This window comes from Rubellimicrobium sp. CFH 75288 (assembly GCF_009904055.1).
GTDB lineage: Bacteria > Pseudomonadota > Alphaproteobacteria > Rhodobacterales > Rhodobacteraceae > Rubellimicrobium.
The window spans coordinates 541,175-559,070 of record NZ_WYDP01000001.1; the positions used below are offsets into that span (position 1 = coordinate 541,175).

The 17,896-nt window shown below is 72.6% G+C and carries 17 protein-coding genes, 1 tRNA gene and 1 riboswitch; of the genes, 13 read left to right on the forward strand and 5 right to left on the reverse strand.

Going from position 1 to position 17,896, the window contains the following annotated elements; genetic code table 11:
• Positions 1-62: 62 nt before the first annotated feature.
• Positions 63-161: riboswitch (TPP riboswitch) on the reverse strand.
• Positions 162-213: 52 nt separating this feature from the next.
• The gene (argE, locus tag GT358_RS02650; RefSeq protein WP_371416199.1) at positions 214-1,380 is read right to left on the reverse strand and encodes an acetylornithine deacetylase; all 1,167 of its coding nucleotides are present in this window, start codon (positions 1,378-1,380) and stop codon (positions 214-216) included.
• A gap of 4 nt (positions 1,381-1,384) precedes the next feature.
• Positions 1,385-2,572: a M24 family metallopeptidase gene (locus tag GT358_RS02655; protein ID WP_166580994.1), complete on the reverse strand. Its 1,188-nt coding sequence runs from the start codon at positions 2,570-2,572 to the stop codon at positions 1,385-1,387.
• Positions 2,573-2,756: 184 nt separating this feature from the next.
• Between GT358_RS02655 and GT358_RS02660 the strand changes: the two genes are divergently transcribed.
• Positions 2,757-4,145 carry an aminotransferase gene (locus GT358_RS02660; RefSeq protein WP_166580995.1) on the forward strand — a complete coding sequence of 463 codons (1,389 nt, stop codon included), beginning with the start codon at positions 2,757-2,759 and terminating at the stop codon, positions 4,143-4,145.
• A gap of 40 nt (positions 4,146-4,185) precedes the next feature.
• On the opposite strand, the gene GT358_RS02665 is transcribed toward GT358_RS02660, so the two are convergent.
• Positions 4,186-4,743, reverse strand: coding sequence for a cupin domain-containing protein (locus GT358_RS02665; RefSeq protein ID WP_166580996.1), 558 nt, complete (start codon positions 4,741-4,743; stop codon positions 4,186-4,188).
• A gap of 156 nt (positions 4,744-4,899) precedes the next feature.
• Here GT358_RS02665 and GT358_RS02670 point away from each other — a divergent pair, with 156 nt between their 5' ends.
• Genes GT358_RS02670 through GT358_RS02680 form a run of 3 tightly spaced genes read left to right on the forward strand, consistent with a single transcriptional unit; the run spans position 4,900 to position 7,457 of the window.
• Positions 4,900-5,712: an ABC transporter substrate-binding protein gene (locus GT358_RS02670; protein WP_166580997.1), complete on the forward strand. Its 813-nt coding sequence runs from the start codon at positions 4,900-4,902 to the stop codon at positions 5,710-5,712.
• Positions 5,713-5,716: 4 nt separating this feature from the next.
• Positions 5,717-6,421 (forward strand): amino acid ABC transporter permease, encoded by a 705-nt coding sequence (locus GT358_RS02675; RefSeq protein ID WP_166580998.1) that lies wholly within the window; start codon positions 5,717-5,719, stop codon positions 6,419-6,421.
• Between the two features lie 16 nt (positions 6,422-6,437).
• Entirely contained in the window at positions 6,438-7,457 is a 1,020-nt protein-coding gene (locus GT358_RS02680) for an arginase family protein (RefSeq protein WP_166580999.1), read from the forward strand.
• 102 nt (positions 7,458-7,559) lie between these two features.
• Here GT358_RS02680 and GT358_RS02685 read toward each other — a convergent pair.
• Positions 7,560-7,635, reverse strand: a tRNA-Ala gene (locus GT358_RS02685).
• Positions 7,636-7,733: 98 nt separating this feature from the next.
• Positions 7,734-8,054, reverse strand: a complete 321-nt coding sequence (locus GT358_RS02690) for a TIGR02300 family protein (protein ID WP_166581000.1) — start codon at positions 8,052-8,054, stop codon at positions 7,734-7,736.
• Positions 8,055-8,131: 77 nt separating this feature from the next.
• Here GT358_RS02690 and GT358_RS02695 point away from each other — a divergent pair, with 77 nt between their 5' ends.
• The 9 genes from GT358_RS02695 to GT358_RS02735 all read left to right on the forward strand — a co-directional run bounded on the left by GT358_RS02695 (position 8,132) and on the right by GT358_RS02735 (position 17,876).
• Positions 8,132-8,851, forward strand: a complete 720-nt coding sequence (locus GT358_RS02695; RefSeq protein ID WP_166581001.1) for a SprT family zinc-dependent metalloprotease — start codon at positions 8,132-8,134, stop codon at positions 8,849-8,851.
• Positions 8,852-8,860: 9 nt separating this feature from the next.
• Entirely contained in the window at positions 8,861-9,514 is a 654-nt protein-coding gene (locus GT358_RS02700; RefSeq protein WP_166581002.1) for a GntR family transcriptional regulator, read from the forward strand.
• Between the two features lie 105 nt (positions 9,515-9,619).
• Positions 9,620-9,796 (forward strand): hemin uptake protein HemP, encoded by a 177-nt coding sequence (hemP, locus tag GT358_RS02705; protein WP_166581003.1) that lies wholly within the window; start codon positions 9,620-9,622, stop codon positions 9,794-9,796.
• A complete protein-coding gene (locus GT358_RS02710; protein WP_166581004.1) occupies positions 9,793-10,227 on the forward strand; it encodes a hypothetical protein in 435 nt (144 codons plus the stop codon). Before hemP ends, GT358_RS02710 begins: the two co-directional genes overlap by 4 nt.
• 74 nt (positions 10,228-10,301) lie before the next feature.
• Positions 10,302-11,939, forward strand: coding sequence for an alpha-amylase family glycosyl hydrolase (locus tag GT358_RS02715; RefSeq protein ID WP_166581005.1), 1,638 nt, complete (start codon positions 10,302-10,304; stop codon positions 11,937-11,939).
• Positions 11,940-11,986: 47 nt separating this feature from the next.
• Positions 11,987-14,071, forward strand: a complete 2,085-nt coding sequence (locus GT358_RS02720) for a hydantoinase/oxoprolinase family protein (RefSeq protein WP_166581006.1) — start codon at positions 11,987-11,989, stop codon at positions 14,069-14,071.
• Positions 14,072-14,207: 136 nt separating this feature from the next.
• Positions 14,208-15,836 (forward strand): hydantoinase B/oxoprolinase family protein, encoded by a 1,629-nt coding sequence (locus tag GT358_RS02725; RefSeq protein ID WP_166581007.1) that lies wholly within the window; start codon positions 14,208-14,210, stop codon positions 15,834-15,836.
• 2 nt (positions 15,837-15,838) lie between these two features.
• Complete coding sequence (locus GT358_RS02730) at positions 15,839-17,023, forward strand: FAD-binding oxidoreductase (protein WP_166581008.1); 1,185 nt, start codon at positions 15,839-15,841, stop codon at positions 17,021-17,023.
• A 13-nt stretch (positions 17,024-17,036) separates the two neighbouring features.
• A complete protein-coding gene (locus tag GT358_RS02735) occupies positions 17,037-17,876 on the forward strand; it encodes an NAD(P)-dependent oxidoreductase (protein WP_166581009.1) in 840 nt (279 codons plus the stop codon).
• Positions 17,877-17,896: the final 20 nt, after the last annotated feature.

A 17,896-nucleotide genomic window follows, 5' to 3' on the forward strand; every position in this document is an offset into this window, starting at 1 on the left:
CGCTTTCTCCGCGCGGGCGCGGGAAACGCGATCCTCGGAACGGCAGGGGGCAGGTCGGCCCGTTCGTCGCACCGCGGACTTCCTACGCCAGCATGATCTGGTTCAGGTTCGAAGGGTGCCTCTCAGCCCGCGCCGAAGCGCGGACGCCCCTGTCCGGTCGGGACAGTAGAAGACCCCGCGCGGCCGGTGTCAACCGGCCGGGCGGATGGCCGGTCAGGCCCCGCCGGCCAGCCGGGCGGGGAGACGCTCGAGCATCGCCAGGCAGCGGGCGAGCTGATCGAGGGCCAGGTATTCGTCCGGCCTGTGGGCCTGCTCGATCGAGCCGGGGCCGCAGACCACCGCCGACAGGCCCATCGTCTGGAAGATCCCGGCCTCGGTGCCGAACGGCACGAGGCCCGTCTCCGTCGCGCCGGCAAGGGCCATGACGATGTCCCGCGCCTCGTTTCCGGCCGCGGGAACAAGGCCTTCCACCTCGCCGACCGTTTCGGTCACGATGGTCGCGCCGGGCCAGACGGCCTGCATCGCGGGCAGGAGCGTGCCGTCGCAGAACCGGGCCATCTCGGCCTTGACGAAGGTCGCATCCTCCGGGCTCACGGGCCGCATCTCCCAGTCCACGCGCGCGCGGCCGGCGATGACGTTGCGCGCCTGCCCCCCATGGAGCGCGCCGGCGTTGATCGTCGTCCAGGGCGGCTCGAAGCGGCTGTCGGCCGGCGCGCGCGCCCTGAGCACCTCCTTCAGCTCCAGAAGCCGCGCGACGTAGCGCGCCGCGATCTCGACCGCGTTCACGCCCCGGTCGGGGTCCGAGCCGTGCCCCTCGAGACCCGCGACATGCGTGCTGTATTCGCAGCAGCCCTTGTGCCCCTCGACGACGCGCATCCCGGTCGGCTCGCCGATCAGGGCGGCAGAGGGCCGCAGGCCGCGCTGACGGAGCCAGTCCGCCAGGGCGCGCGCCCCGAGGCATCCCACCTCCTCGTCGTAGGTCAGGGCATAGTGCACCGGCCGCTCGGGCCGGGCGGCGGCCAGCAGGGGGGCCGTCGCCACCGCCGCCGCGACAAAGCCCTTCATGTCGCACGTCCCGCGCCCGTAGAGCCGCCCGTCGCGCTCGGTCAGCCGGAAGGGGTCGGTGGTCCAGACCTGATCGGCCACCGGCACCACGTCCGTGTGGCCCGACAGGACGAAACCCCCATCCCGGTCGGGGCCGATCGTGGCGAACAGGTTCGCCTTGCGGCCCGTGGGATCGCTCAGGATCTGGACCCGGGCCCCCGCCGCCTCGAGCCGGTCGGCAAGATGCTCCACCAGCGCCAGGTTGCTGTCCTCCGAGACGGTCGGAAACGCCACGAGCTCCGCCAGGAGGTCCCGCGTCCGCGCCAGCAGCGTCACCCTCTCAGTCCTTCACGAAGAGCCGGCGCTCGAGATGGCACAGGGTCTCGGCCGGGCCGGTCTCGCGGATCAGGATGGTTTCGGTCGTCTCGAGCCCCCATTCGTCCAGCCACAGGCCCGGCATGAAGTGGAAGGTCATTCCCGGCTCCAGCACCGTCCGGTCCGAGGCGCGCAGCGAGACCGTCCGTTCGCCCCAGTCGGGTGGGTAGGACAGGCCCACCGGATAGCCGCAGCGGGCGCCCCGGCGGTCGATGCCGGCACGCCTCATCGCCGCCTCGAGCGCATCCGCCACGTCGCAGGCCCGGTTGCCGGCGCGCGCCGCCTCGAGCCCGGCCTCGAGCCCCTCCGTCAGCGCCTCGGCGGCCCGACGCATGGCGTCGGGCGGCGTGCCCAGAAAGACGGTCCGGCAGAGCGGCGCGTGATAGCGCCGGAAGCAGCCCGACAGCTCGAAGAAGGTCGCCTCGCCCGACCGCAGGGGCGCTCCGTTCCAGGTGAGGTGCGGGGCGGAGGCCTCCCGGCCCGAGGGGACGAGCGGCACGATCGCCGGATAGTCGCCCCAGTCCTCTCCGACGCCGAGGATGCCGGCCCGCGCGATCTCGGCCACCAGCTCGTTCTTGCGCAGGCCCGGACGGGCCAGCTCGATGCCCAGACGCACGATCCGCTCCGAGATGGCGGCGGCCCGCCGCATGAAGGCGATCTCGGCCTCCGACTTCACCAGCCGCTGCCAGTTCACGAGCGCGGTCGCATCGACAAGCATGGCCTCCGGCAGGTTCGAGGCCAGCACCGCGTGAGCCTTGGCGGAGTAGTAGTAGTTCTCCATCTCCACCCCGATCCGGGCGCGCCCGAACCCCAGATCGAGGATGCGGCGGGCCAGATCCTCCATGGGGTGACAGTCCGTCGCCTGGACGAGGTGCTCGGAATAGCCGTGGATGCACGCCTCGGCCATCCACACGGTCAGGCGCGCACCGTTGGCGTCCTGCCTGCGACCCCACCAGAGCGGATCGCCCTCCGGCGGCACGATCACGCCCTGGTGGACGTAGAACGACCAGCCGTCGTAGCCCGTGAGCCAGGACTGGTTGGACGGATCGGTGACAAAGAGCAGGTCGATGCCGGCCTGCTCCATGGCCCGCCGCGTCCTGGACAGCCGCCGCTGATATTCGGCCGGCTCGAAGGGGATGCTGTCCTGCCCCATGGCGTGTCTCCCTGCTGCTCCCGCCGGTGACAGCCAGCATGGCCCGTCTTCTCCCGCCTCCGCAAGGACCGCCCCGGCCGGCGGAGGGGCGACCCGTCCCCCCGGATCGGGCGGAGCGGGATGGCGAGCGCCGCCGCGATGGGCTATCCCTGCCCGGCCACCGCCATCGGGACAGGAGCGTGCGATGCTGACCAATGACCGCCTCGCCCAGTGGGACCGCGACGCGTTCCTGCATCCCTCGACCCACCTGGCCCAGCATGCGCGCGGCGAGTCGCCCGGACGCATCCTCAGGAGCGGCACAGGGGTCCATGTCGAGGACCGGGACGGCACGCGCTTCCTCGACGCCTTTGCCGGACTCTACTGCGTCAACGTGGGCTACGGGCGGCGCGAGATCGCCGAGGCGATCGCCGCCCAGGCGCACGAGCTTGCCTATTACCACGCTTATATGGGTCACGGCACCGAGGCGGCGATCACGCTCGCGCACATGGTCCTCGAACGCGCCCCCGAGGGGATGTCCAAGGTCTATTTCGGCCTCGGGGGCTCGGACGCCAACGAGACCAACGTCAAGATCGTCTGGTACGTGAACAACGTGCTGGGCCGCCCGGAGAAGAAGACGATCATCTCGCGCTGGCGCGGCTATCACGGATCGGGCCTGATGACCGGTTCGCTGACCGGGCTCGAGCTCTTTCACCGGGCCTTCGACCTGCCTCTGGCCCGGGTCGTCCACACCGAGGCGCCCTACTACTTCCGCCGCCCCCGCCCGGAGATGACCGAAGCCGAATTCACCGCCCATTGCGCCGCCGAACTCGAGGCGCTGATCGAGCGCGAGGGTCCGGACACGATCGCCGCCTTTGTCGCCGAGCCGGTCCTCGGCACCGGCGGCATCGTGCCGCCCCCCGCCGGCTACTGGGAGGCGATCCAGCCGATCCTGCGCCGGCACGACATCCTGCTCGTCCTCGACGAGGTGGTGACGGGGTTTGGACGGCTGGGAACGATGTTCGGCGCGACGCATTACGGCATCCGGCCGGACATCATCACGGTGGCCAAGGGGCTGACCTCGGCCTATGCGCCGCTCTCGGGCTCCATCGTCTCCGAGCGCGTCTGGAAGGTCCTCGAGGAGGGCACCGACCGGCTGGGACCGTTCGGCCACGGCTGGACCTACTCGGCCCATCCCATCGGGGCGGCGGCGGGGGTCGCGAACCTGCGGCTCATCGACAGTCTCGGGCTGGTCGGGAATGCCGCGGATGTCGGGCCCTACCTGCTGGGCCGGATGCGCGAGGCGCTCGCCGATCACCCCCATGTGGGCGAGGTGCGCGGCGCAGGCATGCTCTGCGCCGTCGAACTCGTGGAGGATCGCGACAGCCGGGTGTTCTTCGACCCCGCCCGCCGGATCGGGCCGCAGGTCGCCGCCACGCTGCTCGAGCGGAGCCGGGTCATCGCGCGGGCCATGCCCCAGGGCGACATCATCGGCTTCGCCCCGCCGCTCTGCCTCACGCGCGAGGAGGCGGACCGGATCGTGGCCGCGACGGTCGATGCAGTGCACGCGGTCCTGGGGCCGGGCGGAGGGACCTGACGCCCCCGCCCGCAGCAGGACCGGAGGCCGTCCATCCGCCTCACGGCGGCGGCACGAGGACGAACAGTGCCTCCGCCGGGTCCGTCCGGCTCGGATTGACAAAGGTATGGGCCCGGCGCGGATCGAAGGTGAGCGCGTCGCCGGGCCCCAGTTCGTAGGTCTCGGCCTCCACCGTCACGCAGAGCCGACCCGACAGGACCAGAACCATCTCCTCCTCGGAGCGCAGCGAATACTGCGTCTCTCCGCCCCCCCCGCCCGGTTCCAGGGTCGAATGGATGGCCAGAAGCCAGCGGGTGCCGGCGGGCGTGATCTGCACATCGCGGATGCGGTGGCCGCCGAAGGCGATCGGCGCGCGCTCGGCGGCGCGCACCACCCCGGCCGCGGGACCGGCAAAGAGGCTGCCCACGGGCAGGTCCAGCACCTCGCAGAGCCGCACGAGCGAGGCGACCGAGGGGGAGGTGCGGTCGCGCTCGATCTCGGACAGGAATCCCTTGGTCAGCCCGATCCGCTCCGCGACCTCCTCGAGCGTCAGGCCGAGCGCCCGCCGCCGCGCCCGCAGCCTCTGGCCCACCAGATGGCCGCCCTCCGGCCGTGTCATCAGCGCAACCCCTTCACCGTCCGGATACCGTTCCACTCTGCCGGGTGGCGGGCAACGCCGCAACAGCTCCTGTCAACCCATAGAGAACTTAGTTTACTGAGAGCAAACTTCTGCTAGGATCGCGGCAGGCTTTCTCCCCGCTGCAGGACATCCTCCATGGGCCACCCTGTCCCCCTCGCCGCCTCCGCCCTTCTCGCCGCCCTCCTGCCGCTGGCCGCGACGGCCGGCGACCGGCCCGGCTTCGTGGCCGACGGCACCCTCTCCGTCTGCCTCGATCCGACCTTTCCGCCGATGGAATTCATGGCCGAGGGCGGAACCGATCCCATGGGGGTCGATGTGGACGTGGCGCGCGCGCTGGCCGGCCACTGGGCTGTCGAGGTCGCCTTCCAGCCGATGGAGTTCACCGGCATCCTGCCCTCGCTCGCGGCCGGGCGCTGCGACGTGGCGATCAGCGGCATGCTCCTGACCGAGGAGCGGCTCCAGAGCTTCGACGGCGTGGGCTATCTCAACACCTTCATCGTGGTCGCGGGCCCCAGCGGCGCGCCCCCGCTGGAGAGCGGGGACGATCTGGCGGGCCGGACGATCGCGGTGCAGTCGGGCACGACCTATCTCGCGCGGATGGAGGCGCTGAACGCCGATCTCGCCGCGCGCGGGCTGGCGCCGATGACGATCCAGCAATATCCCAAGCAGACCGACGCCATCCTCCAGCTCGCTCTCGGCCGGGTCGAGGGGGTGGTGACGCAGGACACCGAGATCGCCTGGCGCGAGCGCGAGAATCCCGGCCAGTTCTCGGTCATCTGGACCGTTCCCCAGGAGACGGTCGAACCCTACGCCATCTACTTCCGCAAGTCCGAGGAGGACCGCGCGGCCGTGACGGCGGCCGTCGACGCCCTCGTCGCCGACGGCACCATGGCAGCGATCCTGGCGGAATGGGGCCTGCCTGCGACCATGCTCGAGAACCTGCGGTAGGCGCTTGGGCTTCGACACCGCCGTCTTCTGGGGCGCCCTGACCTCGGCCGCCTTCGCGCGCGGGGCAGCCCTGACGCTCGCGCTCGCGGCTCTCGCCCATGCCGCCGCCATCGTCATCGCCATCCCGCTCGCAATCCTGCTGCGGCGGCCGGGGCGACGCTGGCGGTGGCCGGTCGTCGCCTATGTCGGGCTCTTCCGGGCGATCCCGACGCTGCTGCTGCTCCTGATCGTGTGGAACGCGCTGCCGCAGGTGCTGCCCGCCTTGCGCGAGCCGTGGTTCACCCCGTTTCTGGCCGCCTTCGTCGCGCTCGCCCTCAACGAGGCCGCCTATCAGGTCGAGATCAACCGCGCCGCGCTCGCCGCCGTGGACGAAGGCCAGATCGCGGCCGGGGACGCGCTCGGCCTCAAGCGCTGGCAGACCTTCCGGCTGATCGTCCTGCCGCAGGCGGTGCGCACCGCCCTGCCGCCCACGGTCAACGAGTTCATCACGCTGCTCAAGCTCACATCGCTGGCATCGGTGATCTCGCTGCAGGAGCTGATGACGGTCACGCAGATCACCGTGGCCCGCACCTTCCAGTTCGCCGAGCACTACGCGGCCGCCCTGGTCTACTACCTCGTCATGGTGTTCGGCCTGATGGCCCTGCAGGCGCGGATCGAACGCCGCTTCGCCTGGTCGGCACGCGCTCCGGCCGCATCCCGCCGTGCCTGACCCCTCGGAGATTCCGATGCCCGATCCCGATCTCGACGCCGCCCGACGCTCGAGCGAAAGCTGGTACTGGTGGGGGGTTCCGACCTTCTTCCGCTGCCCCTGGAACCCCGATCCGGCGGCCTGCGACATCGCGCTCGTGGGCGTGCCGCATTCCTCGGGCAACGGCTCGACCGAGCGCGACCAGCACCTCGGCCCGCGCGCGGTGCGGCATGTCTCGGGCTTCTACCGCCGCGCGCATGCCCGCCACCGCATCGCGCCCTTCGAGGCGCTGAGCGTGCACGACCTCGGCGACGTGCCCCTGCCCGAGGCCATGAACAACGAGGCCTGCGTCCGCGACATCGAGGCCTTCTTCGCCCGCCTCGATGCCGCCGGCACGAGGCCCGTGGCGATCGGCGGGGACCATTCGATCACCGGGCCGATCCTCAAGGCGCTCGCCGGGCCGGGGCGGCGTCTCGCGCGGGGCGGGCCTTGCGCGCTGATCCACTTCGACGCGCATACCGACAGCTACGAACACATCCCCCACTGGCTGGGGGCGCGCCGGTCGGCCGCGCACTGGGCGGCCTACACGGTGCGCGAGGGCGCCGTGGACCCGGCCGCCAGCCTCCAGATCGGCGTGCGCGGGCACCCGTCGGGCCTTCTCCACCAGGGCCGCACGGGCCAGTCGAGCCGCGATCTGGGCTACCGCGTCATCGACATCGACGAGGTGGAGGCGCTGGGGGTCGGGGGAGTGCTGGCCGAGATCCGCGCCCGCGTCGGCGACCGGCCGGCCTATGTGACCTTCGATCTCGACGTGCTCGACCCCGCGGTGGCGCCCGGCGTGTCGAACCTCGAACCCGGCTGGGGCGGCCTGTCGATCCGCGAGGCGACGCGGCTCCTTCAGGGGCTCGCCGGGCTCGACATCATCGGCGGCGACATCGTCTGCCTGATGCCGACAAAGGACAGCCCGAACGGGATCACGGCCCAGGTCGCGATGGTGGTCGCCTTCGAACTCGTGTCCCTCGTCGCACTCGCCCGCGGCGCCGCACCCGCGGCCTGAGAGACGCCCTGCCGGAATCGCACCGGGCCGCCCGCGCGGCCGCGACCGGCCTCGGGCCCGGAACTACGCCATCGCCCTGTCTGCGGATCGGTCCGGGGGAAGTGGTGGAGCCAAGGGGAGTCGAACCCCTGACCTCTTGCATGCCATGCAAGCGCTCTCCCAACTGAGCTATGGCCCCATCGGCGGGCTTGGGATCGTCCCCGCGCGGCGGTCTGTAGCGGGGCGGCCGGAGAAGCGCAAGGGTCTTTGCCGCTTCCCCGGCGTCCGCAGCCGGTCCTATTCGTCGTCCCCGGCGACGTCGCCCAGATCCTCGAAGGACACTTCCTCGTCGCCGTCGTCCTCCAGGACCTCGTCGCCCAGATCGGCATCGTCCACCGCCGCATCCTCGTCGTCGAGCAGCAGGTCGTCGTCCTCGGCCAGCTTGAGACGCTTGAGCGAGGGGTCCTCCGCATCGGCGACCATGGTCCGCGCGCGGCCGATCTCGATGTTGACCACCTGACCCGTGTAGGGGCTCACCACCGGATTGCGGTTGAGGTCATAGAATCGCTTGCCGGTCGTGGGGCACAGGCGCTTGCGGCCCCATTCCTCCTTGGGCATGACGGTGCATCCTCTGTTCGGGCTCTGCGGGCGGCTGCTTGCAGGGCGGTGGAACCCCCTGCCACAAGAGCCGCGCCGTGTCAAAGCCCCTTCCCTCCTGCCACGTCCTGCCCGGCGAGCCGCCCCTGACCGTGGCGCTCTGCCGCTCGGCCCGGGCGCGGCGCGTGTCGCTGCGGCTGGGCGCGGACGGCCGGGCCACGCTGACCCTGCCCGCCCGCGCCGCGCTGGGCCCCGCGCTTGCCTTCCTGCGGGCGCGCGAAGGCTGGCTACGCGACCACCTCGCCCGCCAGCCGCCGCCGATCCGGCCCGCGCCGGGCCTGTCCATCCCCTTCGAAGGGGGGCTGCTGCGGCTCGAGGCCGCGCCGGGACCCGTGCCGTGCCGCGCCGGGGACGTCCTCCTCGTGCCCCCCGACCCGGACAGGCTGGCGCCCCGGCTCGAGACCTGGCTGCGCGAGCAGGCGCGCACCCGCCTGCTCGCGGCCTGCGACCGCCATGCCGCGACGCTCGGCCGGCGCTGGCGGCGGCTCGTCCTGCGCGATCCCCGCTCGCGCTGGGGCTCCTGCTCGGCGGCAGGGGATCTGATGTTCTCCTGGCGTCTCGTCCTCGCGCCGCCGGCGGTCCTCGACTATGTCGCCGCCCACGAGGTGGCCCATCTGGAGCGGATGGACCATTCGCCCGCCTTCTGGGCCGTCGTCGCGCGGCTCTGCCCCGGTCATGCGGCCCCCCGCCGCTGGCTGCGGCAGCAGGGCGCCTCGCTTCACAGGCTCCGGCTCGACCCGGCCGTCTCCGGCGCCTAATCTGCCGCCATGGACACCATCGCCCGAAGCGCGGACGGGGCGGGCGGGCGCATCCACGACCGCGTCTATCGCGCCCTGCGCACCCGCATCATGCACGGCGAGATCGCGCCCGGGACAGCGCTCACGCTGCGCGGGATCGGACGCAGCTTCGGCGTCTCCATGACCCCCGCGCGCGAGGCCGTCCAGCGTCTGGCGGCCGAGGGCGCGCTGATCCTCTCGGCCTCGGGCCGGGTGGCCACGCCGCACCTGTCCAACGAGCGGATCGAGGAACTGGCCACCCTGCGCGCCCTGATCGAACCCGAGCTCGCCGCCCGCGCCCTGCCGCGCGCCCATTGGGCGCTGCTCGACCGGCTGGAGGCCGCCAATGCGGCCATCGCCCGCATCGTCGCGGCCGGGGACGCCCCCGGCTACATCCGCCAGAACCTCGAGTTCCACCGCACCCTCTACCTGCGCGCCCAGTCGCCGGCCATGCTCGCCATGGCCGAGACGGTCTGGCTCCAGCTCGGCCCGACCATGCGCGCCCTCTACGGCCGTCTCCAACGGACCGAGCCGCCGCGCCACCACCGCCTCATCATCGCCGCGCTGCGCGCCGGCGACGAGCCCGGCCTGCGGCTGGCCGTGCGCACGGACGTCACCCAGGGGTTGCGGATGCTCAAGGGCTGACGCGCAGCCCGCTTGACAAGACCAACCTTTTTTATCAACTTCGCGGCATGTTCCAGCCACCCCTCCGGGGGAAGCCCGAACCTCCCCTTGCCCCGAGGTCGAGCCATGCCCGACGGAACCCCGCTTTCTCCCGCTCCGCGCGAACCCGCCCCCTGCCCCGCGCTCCCCGAATGGCGGGCCGAGTCGCTGACCGGCCCGGACGGCCGCGCCGTGATCCGGCTGGGATCGCAGAGCTATGTCCTGCGCATCACGCGCGCGGGCAAGCTGATCCTGACCAAATGAGCGCGCGCCCCGCTCCCGGTGGCGCCGCGATCGGCCATCTGGCCGCCCTCGCGCCCCTGCCGGGTCTCGTCGTGCGGGCCCTGCGCCGCTGGTGCGACGGCGGACCCCAGGCGCTCGCGGCCGATCTGGGCGAGGGTCCTGCCGACGGTGCTCCGGCCGCGGCTCTCGCCTTCGACGCGCTCTGCCGCCACTGCCTCGGCGCCGCCCGCAGGCCCCTCCAGCGCCACGAGGCCGCCTGCCCCTGCCTGGGCGAGGACGAGGCCGCGCTTGCGCGCCTCGTGGACCTCGCCGCCTCCGGCGCGCGCGAGGATGCGCTGATGCTGGGCTGCGTCATGGTCCGGCCCGACCAGGCGCCGGCGCTCGTCCATCTGGCCGAACAGGCCGGCCTCGCGCTCGAACGCCTTCTGCTGCAGAGGCGCCGGGTCCACTGACTCCCCCTTTGCCGCGACGTCCGGCTGCGCTAAGGGCCATGCCGCGGTGCGGCATGGAAAAAGGGGCTCGGGGCATGGCGGACGGATCGCGGGAATGGTGGCGCGACGCGGTGATCTACCAGATCTACCCCCGCTCGTTCCAGGATTCGGACGGCGACGGCGTGGGCGACCTGCCCGGCATCACCCGCCGCCTCGGCCACGTCGCCGATCTCGGCGCGGACGCGATCTGGCTCTCGCCCTTCTTCGCCTCGCCCGACAAAGACATGGGCTACGACGTCAGCGACTACACCGCCGTCAACCCGCTCTTCGGCACCATGGCCGATTTTGACGCGCTGGTGGCGGAGGCGCACCGCCTCGGGCTCAGGGTCATCATCGACCAGGTGCTCTCGCACACCTCCGACCAGCATCCGTGGTTCGTCGAATCCCGTCGCGACCGCACCAATCCCAAGGCCGACTGGTATGTCTGGGCCGACCCCCGGCCCGACGGCACGCCGCCCACCAACTGGCTGTCGGTGTTCGGCGGCCCCGCCTGGACCTTCGACGCGCGCCGCCGGCAATACTACCTCCACAACTTCCTCGCCGCCCAGCCCGATCTCAACTTCCACAACCCCGCGGTCGTGGACGCCCTCCTCGACGCCATGCGCTTCTGGCTCGAGCGCGGGGTGGACGGCTTCCGCCTCGACACCGTCAACTTCTACGTCCACGACCACCGCCTGCGCGACAACCCGCCCGCCCCGTGGACCGAGTTTCCCCCCAACCCCTACGAGGCGCAGGAGCACCGCTTCAGCAAGACCCAGGACGAGAACCTCGCCATCCTCCAGCGGATGCGCGCGCTCACCGACCGCTACGGCGACATCATGATGGTCGGAGAGGTGGGCGAGGCCGCGCGCCAGATCGACATCATGGCCCTCTACTCCTCGGGCGGCGACAAGCTGCACATGGCCTATTCCTTCGAGTTCCTGAGCCCCGACCATTCGGCCGCCCATTTCCGCTCCCGGATCGAGCGCTTCCTCAAGGCCGCCCCCGACGGCTGGCCGTGCTGGAGCTTCTCCAACCACGACGTGGTGCGCCACGTCTCGCGCTGGACGCCGCCGGGCGGGGACACGGACGTGGTCGCGCGCCAGTCGATCGCGCTCCTGTGCTCCTTTCCCGGCACGCTCGGCATCTACCAGGGCGAGGAGCTGGGCCAGACCGAGACCGACATCGCGTTCCACGAGCTGCGCGACCTCGGCTACATCGCCTTCTGGCCCGAGCTGAAGGGCCGCGACGGCTGCCGCACCCCCATGGTCTGGGAGGCGGACGCCCCCCATGGCGGCTTCACGACCGGCACGCCTTGGCTGCCCGTCAAGCCGCCCCAGCAGGCCCGCGCCGTGGACCGCCAGAAGGGCCGCGCGGGCTCGGTGCTCGAGACCTACCGCGCCGTCCTCGCCTTCCGCCGCGCCACCCCCGCGCTGCGGCTGGGCACGACCGGCTTTCTCGACCTGCCCGAGCCCCTGCTCGGCATCCTGCGGCAGGGGCCCGGCGGCGCGGTGGCGGCGCTCTTCAACCTCTCCGACCGCCCTGCCGTCCTGACCACACGGGGCGGCCTGCCCGCGGGCCCGTGCCATGCCGCCTTCGAGGGCACCGAGGCCCGCGGCACGCTGCGCCTGCCCGCCCATGGCTGGGCCTGGCTCGCCGGCCCCGCCCCTCCCTCTGCACAGCCCTCGCGCTGAGGGGCACCCTTCCCTTCCCCCCGCGCCGCCGCTAGCGTCCGGCCACCATGACGGACAGCTTCAATCTCGGCGTCGATATCGGCGGCACCTTCACCGACGTGGTGCTGGAGGGGCCCGGCCCCTCCGGCCCGCGCCTCCACTCCACCAAGGTCCTGACCACCTACGCCGCCCCCGAGGATGCGATCCTCGACGGCACGGCCCGCGTCTGCGCCGCCGCCGGCATCGCGCCCGGCCGCCTGTCCCGGATCATCCACGGCACCACGCTCGCCACCAACGCCCTCATCGAGCGGCGCGGCGCCCGCACCGCCCTCGTCACCACCGAGGGCTTCCGCGACGTGCTCGAGATGCGCACCGAATCGCGCTTCGAGCAGTACGACCTCAACCTCGTCCTGCCCGAGCCGCTGATCCCCCGCGACGCCCGCTTCACCCTGCCCGAGCGCGTGGACGCCACGGGCCGCGTCCTGCGTCCGCTCGACCCCGCGGCGGTCGAGGCGCGCCTGCCCGCCCTCGAAGGGTTCGAGAGCGTCGCGGTGGGCTTCCTCCACAGCTATCTCGACCCGTCCCACGAACGGCTCGTGCGCGACGTGCTGGCCCGCCGGCTGCCGCACCTCTCCGTCTCGCTCTCGAGCGAGGTCTCGCCCCAGATGCGGGAATACGAGCGGTTCAACACCACCTGCGCCAACGCCTATGTGCGCCCGATGATGGAGAGCTATCTCGGCCGCCTGCGCGACCGGCTGCGCGCGCTGGGGGCCGAATGCCCCGTCTTTCTGATGCATTCGGGCGGCGGCATCGTCTCGGTCGAGACGGCCGCGCGCTTTCCCGTCCGGCTGGTGGAATCGGGCCCCGCGGGGGGCGCCATCTTCGCCGCCGACGTGGCCCGCCGCCATGGGCTCGCGCGCGTGCTCTCCTTCGACATGGGCGGCACCACGGCCAAGATCTGCCTCGTCCGCGACGGCCAGCCCAAGACCGCCCGCGTGTTCGAGGTCGCCCGCAGCTACCGTTTCAAGAAGGGCTCGGGCATGCCCATCTCCATCCCCGTCATCGACATGGTCGAGATCGGGGCGGGCGGGGGCTCCCTCGCCCGCGTGGACGGCCTCGGCCGCATCCAGGTGGGCCCCGAGAGCGCCGGCAGCGAGCCGGGACCCGCCGCCTACGGGCGCGGCGGCACGCGCCCGGCCGTCACCGATGCCGACCTCGTGCTCGGCCGGCTCGACCCGGCCAACTTCGCCGGCGGCACGCTCTCGCTCCACCCCGACCGTGCGACGGCCGCCCTGCGCGCCCATGTGGGCGAGCCGCTCGGGCTCGACGCCACCGGCGCCGCCTTCGGCGTCTCCGAGACCGTGGACGAGACGATGGCCAACGCCGCCCGCGTCCATGCCGTCGAGAACGGCGAGGACCTCGCCCACTACACCATGATCGCCTTCGGCGGCGCCGCCCCCCTCCATGCCGGCCGCCTGTGCGAGAAGCTCGGCATCGACCGCCTCCTCGTGCCGCCCGGCGCGGGCGTGGGCTCGGCCATCGGCTTCCTGCGCGCGCCCTACGCCTTCGAGGCCACGCGATCGGCCTACATGCGCCTCGACGCCTTCGACGAGAAGGAGGCCGCCGCCATCCTCGCCGACCTCGCCGAGGAGGCGTCCTCCTTCGTGCGCTCCTGCGACGCCCATGCCCCGATCGGCACCGAGACGCGCCTCTACATGCGCTACCGCGGCCAGGGCTGGGAGATCCCCGTCCCGCTCGACGGCCCCCTCGCCACCACGCCCACGGCCCGGGGGCTGCTCGCCCGCTTCACCGAGGATTATGCTGCGCTCTTCGGCCGCGCCGTGGACGGCCTTCCGGTCGAGATCACCGTCTGGGCCGTCAACGCCGCCACGCCCGTGCCCCCGCCCCGCCCCACGCCGCCCGCGCCGCCCGGTCCGCGGCTCGAGGGGACGCCCCGCCGCCTCTGGGACCCCGTCGCCGCCGCCTGGACCGACGCGCACGAGATCCCCCGCGCCGACCTCGCCGACGGCGCCACCGCCACCGGCCCCTGCGCCGTCACCGAGGCCGAGACCACGGTGATCGTGCCCGCGGGCTTTACGGTCACGGGCCGCGCCGACGGGGTGCTCGACATCCGGCGCACGGGGCGGCCATGACCGGACGGTTAACGCCCGTTAACACTTTTTCCCCGCCCTTCCAGTGGCTTGCACGCCCGCGCAACGCGCGGTGCCCCAAGGTTTCGTTAACCATTCCGCGGCATCCTTTCCGCATGACCCCAAGCCGGAGCGCCCGATGAGCGTCCAGAACCAGATCATGTGGAACCGCCTCGTCTCGATCGTCGAGGAACAGGCCCAGGCCCTCGTGCGCACCGCCTTCAGCACCTCCGTGCGCGAGGCGGGCGACCTCTCGGCCGGGATCTACGACCAGCGGGGCCGGATGCTCGCCCAGGCCGTCACCGGCACGCCCGGCCACGTCAACGCCATGGCCGAGGCCGTCAGGCACTTCATCCGCGAGATCGGGCGGGACACGATGGCGCCCGGCGACGTCTATGTGACCAACGACCCCTGGATGGGCACGGGCCATCTGCACGACATCACCGTCTGCACCCCGGTCTTTCACCGCGACGCGCTCGTGGGCTTCTTCGCCTGCACGGCGCATGTGGTGGACATGGGCGGCCGCGGCTTCGGGGCCGAGGGCGAATCGCTCTGGGAGGAGGGGTTCCAGATCCCCATCACCCGCTTCGCCGACCGCGGGGCCGTGGACCGCACCCTCGTCGCGCTCCTGCGCGCCAACGTGCGCGAGCCCGACCAGGTCGCGGGCGACCTCTACGCGCTCGCCGCCTGCAACGAGGTCGGCCTGCGCCGCCTCCGCGCCATGCTCGACGAATACGCGCTCCCCGACATCGAGGCGCTCGCGGACTTCATCGTGGACTCCTCCTACGCCGCCACGGTCCGCGCCATCGCGGCGCTCCCCCGCGCGCGCGCCTCCCACAGCATGGTGACGGACGGCTACGCCACCCCCATCACGCTCGCCTGCACGGTCGAGACCCACCCCGACCGCATCACCTGCGACTTCGCCGGCACGTCGGGGCCGGACCCCAAGGGAATCAACGTCCCCCTCATCTACACCCAGGCCTACGGCGCCTATGCCCTCAAGATCGCGGTGGCCCCGGAGGTGCCCAACAATGCGGGCTCCCTCGCGCCCTTCGTCGTCACCGCGCCCGAGGGGACGATCCTCAACGCCCGCCGCCCCGCCCCCGTGGCGCTGCGCCACGTCATCGGCCACCTGATCCCCGACACGGTGTTCGGCGCGCTCGACCAGATCCTCCCCGACACCGTCCCGGCCGAGGGGGCGGGCGCGCTCTGCAACTTCCAGGTGACGCTGCGTCCCCACGACGGCGGCCGCGCGACCGAGGTGCTGACCTTCAATTCGGGCGGCACCGGCGCGCGCCCCCGCCTCGACGGGCTCAACGCCACGGCCTTCCCCTCCGGCGTGATGACCATGCCGGTCGAGGCGACCGAGCATGCCGGCCCCGTGGTCGTCTGGCGCAAGGAGCTGCGCCCCGATTCGGGCGGCCCCGGCCGGTTCCGCGGCGGCCTCGGCCAATGCATGGAGGTGGGGCCCCGCCCCGGCCATTCCATGGAGTTCCGCGCCCAGTTCGACCGCATGCGGCATCCCCCCCGCGGCCGGCACGGCGGCCGGGACGGCGCCCCCACCGTGGTCGAGCTGTCGGACGGCACCCGCTTTCCCGCTAAGGCGCGCTTTCCCGTCCCCGAGGGGCAGACGGTCCGCCTGGCCTTTCCCGGCGGCGGCGGCATGGGCCCCCCGTCCGAGCGCGACGCCCAGGCCGTCGCCCGCGACGTGCGCCTCGGCTACGTCTCCGAGGAGGCCGCGCGCCGCGACTACGGCTGGGAGGGCTGAGGATGCCCGCCCATTCCTCCTACGACCTCGCCATCGTCGGGGGCGGCATGATCGGCTCGGCCGTCGCCTGGTGGACGGCGCGCGACCCCGCCTTCCGGGGCCGGATCCTCGTGATCGAGCGCGACCCCACCTATGCCCGCGCGGCCTCGACGCTCTCGCATTCCTGCATCCGCCAGCAGTTCGGATCGCCCGTCAACGTCCTCATCTCCCGCTTCGGGGCCGAGTTCATCCGGGACTTCCCCCGCTGGATGGACGACCCCTCCGCCCCCGTGCCGCGGCTCCAGAGCTTCGGCTATCTCTATCTCGCCGACACCGAGGACTTCGCCGCCGTGCTGCGCGACAATGCGCGGATGCAGAACGGCCTCGGCGCCGCGACGCGCATCCTCTCCCCGGCCGAGATCAGGGCGCTCTGGCCCTTCATGGAGGTGGACGACCTCGTCTGCGGCTCGCACAACCCGGTGGACGAAGGCTATTTCGACGGCGCCACCGTGTTCGACTGGTTCCGCCGCAAGGCGCGCGCGATGGGGGTCGAGTACATCCACGACGAGCTGACGGGACTCGACCTCGCGGGCGGCCGCGTCACCCATCTGCGCCTCGCCTCGGGCACGCGCGTGGCGGCCGGGACCGTGCTCAACGCCGCCGGCACCCGCAGCCCGCAGGTGGCCGCCATGGCGGGCCTGTCGCTTCCGGTCGAGCCGCGCAAGCGGCTGTCCTTCCTCTTTGCGGCCCAGCCCCTGGGGCAGGACCACCCCCTCGTCATCAACCCCAACGGGGTGTTCGCCCGCACCGACGGCGCCTATTACCTGTCCGGCTACACGCCCGACCCCGACCCGCCCGCCGACCCCGACGACTTCGCCATGGCAGAGGACGCCTGGGAGGATCTCGTCTGGCCCACGATCGCCGCCCGCGTCCCCGCCTTCGAGCGGCTGCGCGTGATCCGCACCTGGGTCGGCCAGTACGATTACTGCACGCTCGACCAGAACGCGATCCTCGGCCCCCATCCCGAGGTGCCGAACCTGCTCACGGCCGCGGGCTTCTCCGGGCACGGCTTCCAGCAGGCTCCCGCGGTGGGGCGCGGCCTCGCCGAATGGATCGTCCACGGCGCCTGGCGCTCGCTCGACCTCTCGCCGCTCGGCTGGGACCGCGTCCTGCGCAACGCGCCCCTGCGCGAGCGCGCCATCATTTGAAGGAACCCCGCCCATGCTCCGCAAGATCGTCCTGACCGGTGCGGCCGGTGCCCTCGGCTCCGCCCTGCGCGAGCCGCTCTCGCGCATGGCCGAGGCGCTGACCTCCGTGGATCTCGCCCCCGCCCCCTCCCCCGGCCCCGCCAACGAGAGCTGGGTCCAGGCCGACTGCGCCGAGATGGAGGCGATGGCGCCGCTGATGGAAGGCGCGGACACGGTCGTCCACTTCGCCGCCATCCCCGACGAGCGCCCCTTCGAGGAGCTCCTGCGCCCCAACTTCGTCGCCTCCTACGTGGTGTGGGAGGCCGCGCACCGCGCCGGCGCCCGCCGCGTCGTCTATGCCTCATCGGTCCATGCCGTCGGCATGTGGGAGACGAATGCCGGCATCGGCCCCGACGCGGCGCACCGCCCCGACACGTTCTACGGCCTCTCCAAGTGCTTCTCCGAGGATCTCGCGCGGCTCTACTGGGAGAAGCGGGGCCTTGAGGCCGTCTGCCTGCGGATCTTCTCCGCCACCGAGGAGCCGGGCAATGCCCGCGCGCTCGGCACCTGGCTGTCGCGTGGCGACCTCGTGCATCTGGTCGAACGCGCGGTGGACACGCCCGTGACGGGCTTCTGCGTGGTCCACGGGATCAGCGCCAACGACCGCGCCCCCGTGTCGAACGCTCCGGCCGCCTTTCTCGGCTACCGCCCCCGCGACAACGCCGAGGACTGGGCGCCGCGGCTGCTCTCGGGCCCCCGCCCGGACCCGGCCGATCCGGCCCATTCGCGGCTGGGCGGCCCCTTCGCCGCCATCCCCCTGGGCGAGAGCGGCGTCGCCGCCATCGCCCGGCTGTCGGCACCGGACGGGGGCTGAGCGTGGACACCGCCCCCCCT

Excerpts from the sequence above, each read along its gene's own strand:
- GT358_RS02655 (WP_166580994.1), bottom strand. The coding sequence starts at position 2,572 with ATGGGGCAGGACAGCATCCCCTTCGAGCCGGCCGAATATCAGCGGCGG.
- GT358_RS02660 (WP_166580995.1), top strand. The coding sequence starts at position 2,757 with ATGCTGACCAATGACCGCCTCGCCCAGTGGGACCGCGACGCGTTCCTG.
- GT358_RS02665 (WP_166580996.1), bottom strand. The coding sequence starts at position 4,743 with ATGACACGGCCGGAGGGCGGCCATCTGGTGGGCCAGAGGCTGCGGGCG.
- GT358_RS02670 (WP_166580997.1), top strand. The coding sequence starts at position 4,900 with ATGGGCCACCCTGTCCCCCTCGCCGCCTCCGCCCTTCTCGCCGCCCTC.
- GT358_RS02680 (WP_166580999.1), top strand. The coding sequence starts at position 6,438 with ATGCCCGATCCCGATCTCGACGCCGCCCGACGCTCGAGCGAAAGCTGG.
- GT358_RS02690 (WP_166581000.1), bottom strand. The coding sequence starts at position 8,054 with ATGCCCAAGGAGGAATGGGGCCGCAAGCGCCTGTGCCCCACGACCGGC.
- GT358_RS02700 (WP_166581002.1), top strand. The coding sequence starts at position 8,861 with ATGGACACCATCGCCCGAAGCGCGGACGGGGCGGGCGGGCGCATCCAC.
- hemP (WP_166581003.1), top strand. The coding sequence starts at position 9,620 with ATGCCCGACGGAACCCCGCTTTCTCCCGCTCCGCGCGAACCCGCCCCC.
- GT358_RS02710 (WP_166581004.1), top strand. The coding sequence starts at position 9,793 with ATGAGCGCGCGCCCCGCTCCCGGTGGCGCCGCGATCGGCCATCTGGCC.
- GT358_RS02715 (WP_166581005.1), top strand. The coding sequence starts at position 10,302 with ATGGCGGACGGATCGCGGGAATGGTGGCGCGACGCGGTGATCTACCAG.
- GT358_RS02720 (WP_166581006.1), top strand. The coding sequence starts at position 11,987 with ATGACGGACAGCTTCAATCTCGGCGTCGATATCGGCGGCACCTTCACC.
- GT358_RS02725 (WP_166581007.1), top strand. The coding sequence starts at position 14,208 with ATGAGCGTCCAGAACCAGATCATGTGGAACCGCCTCGTCTCGATCGTC.
- GT358_RS02730 (WP_166581008.1), top strand. The coding sequence starts at position 15,839 with ATGCCCGCCCATTCCTCCTACGACCTCGCCATCGTCGGGGGCGGCATG.
- GT358_RS02735 (WP_166581009.1), top strand. The coding sequence starts at position 17,037 with ATGCTCCGCAAGATCGTCCTGACCGGTGCGGCCGGTGCCCTCGGCTCC.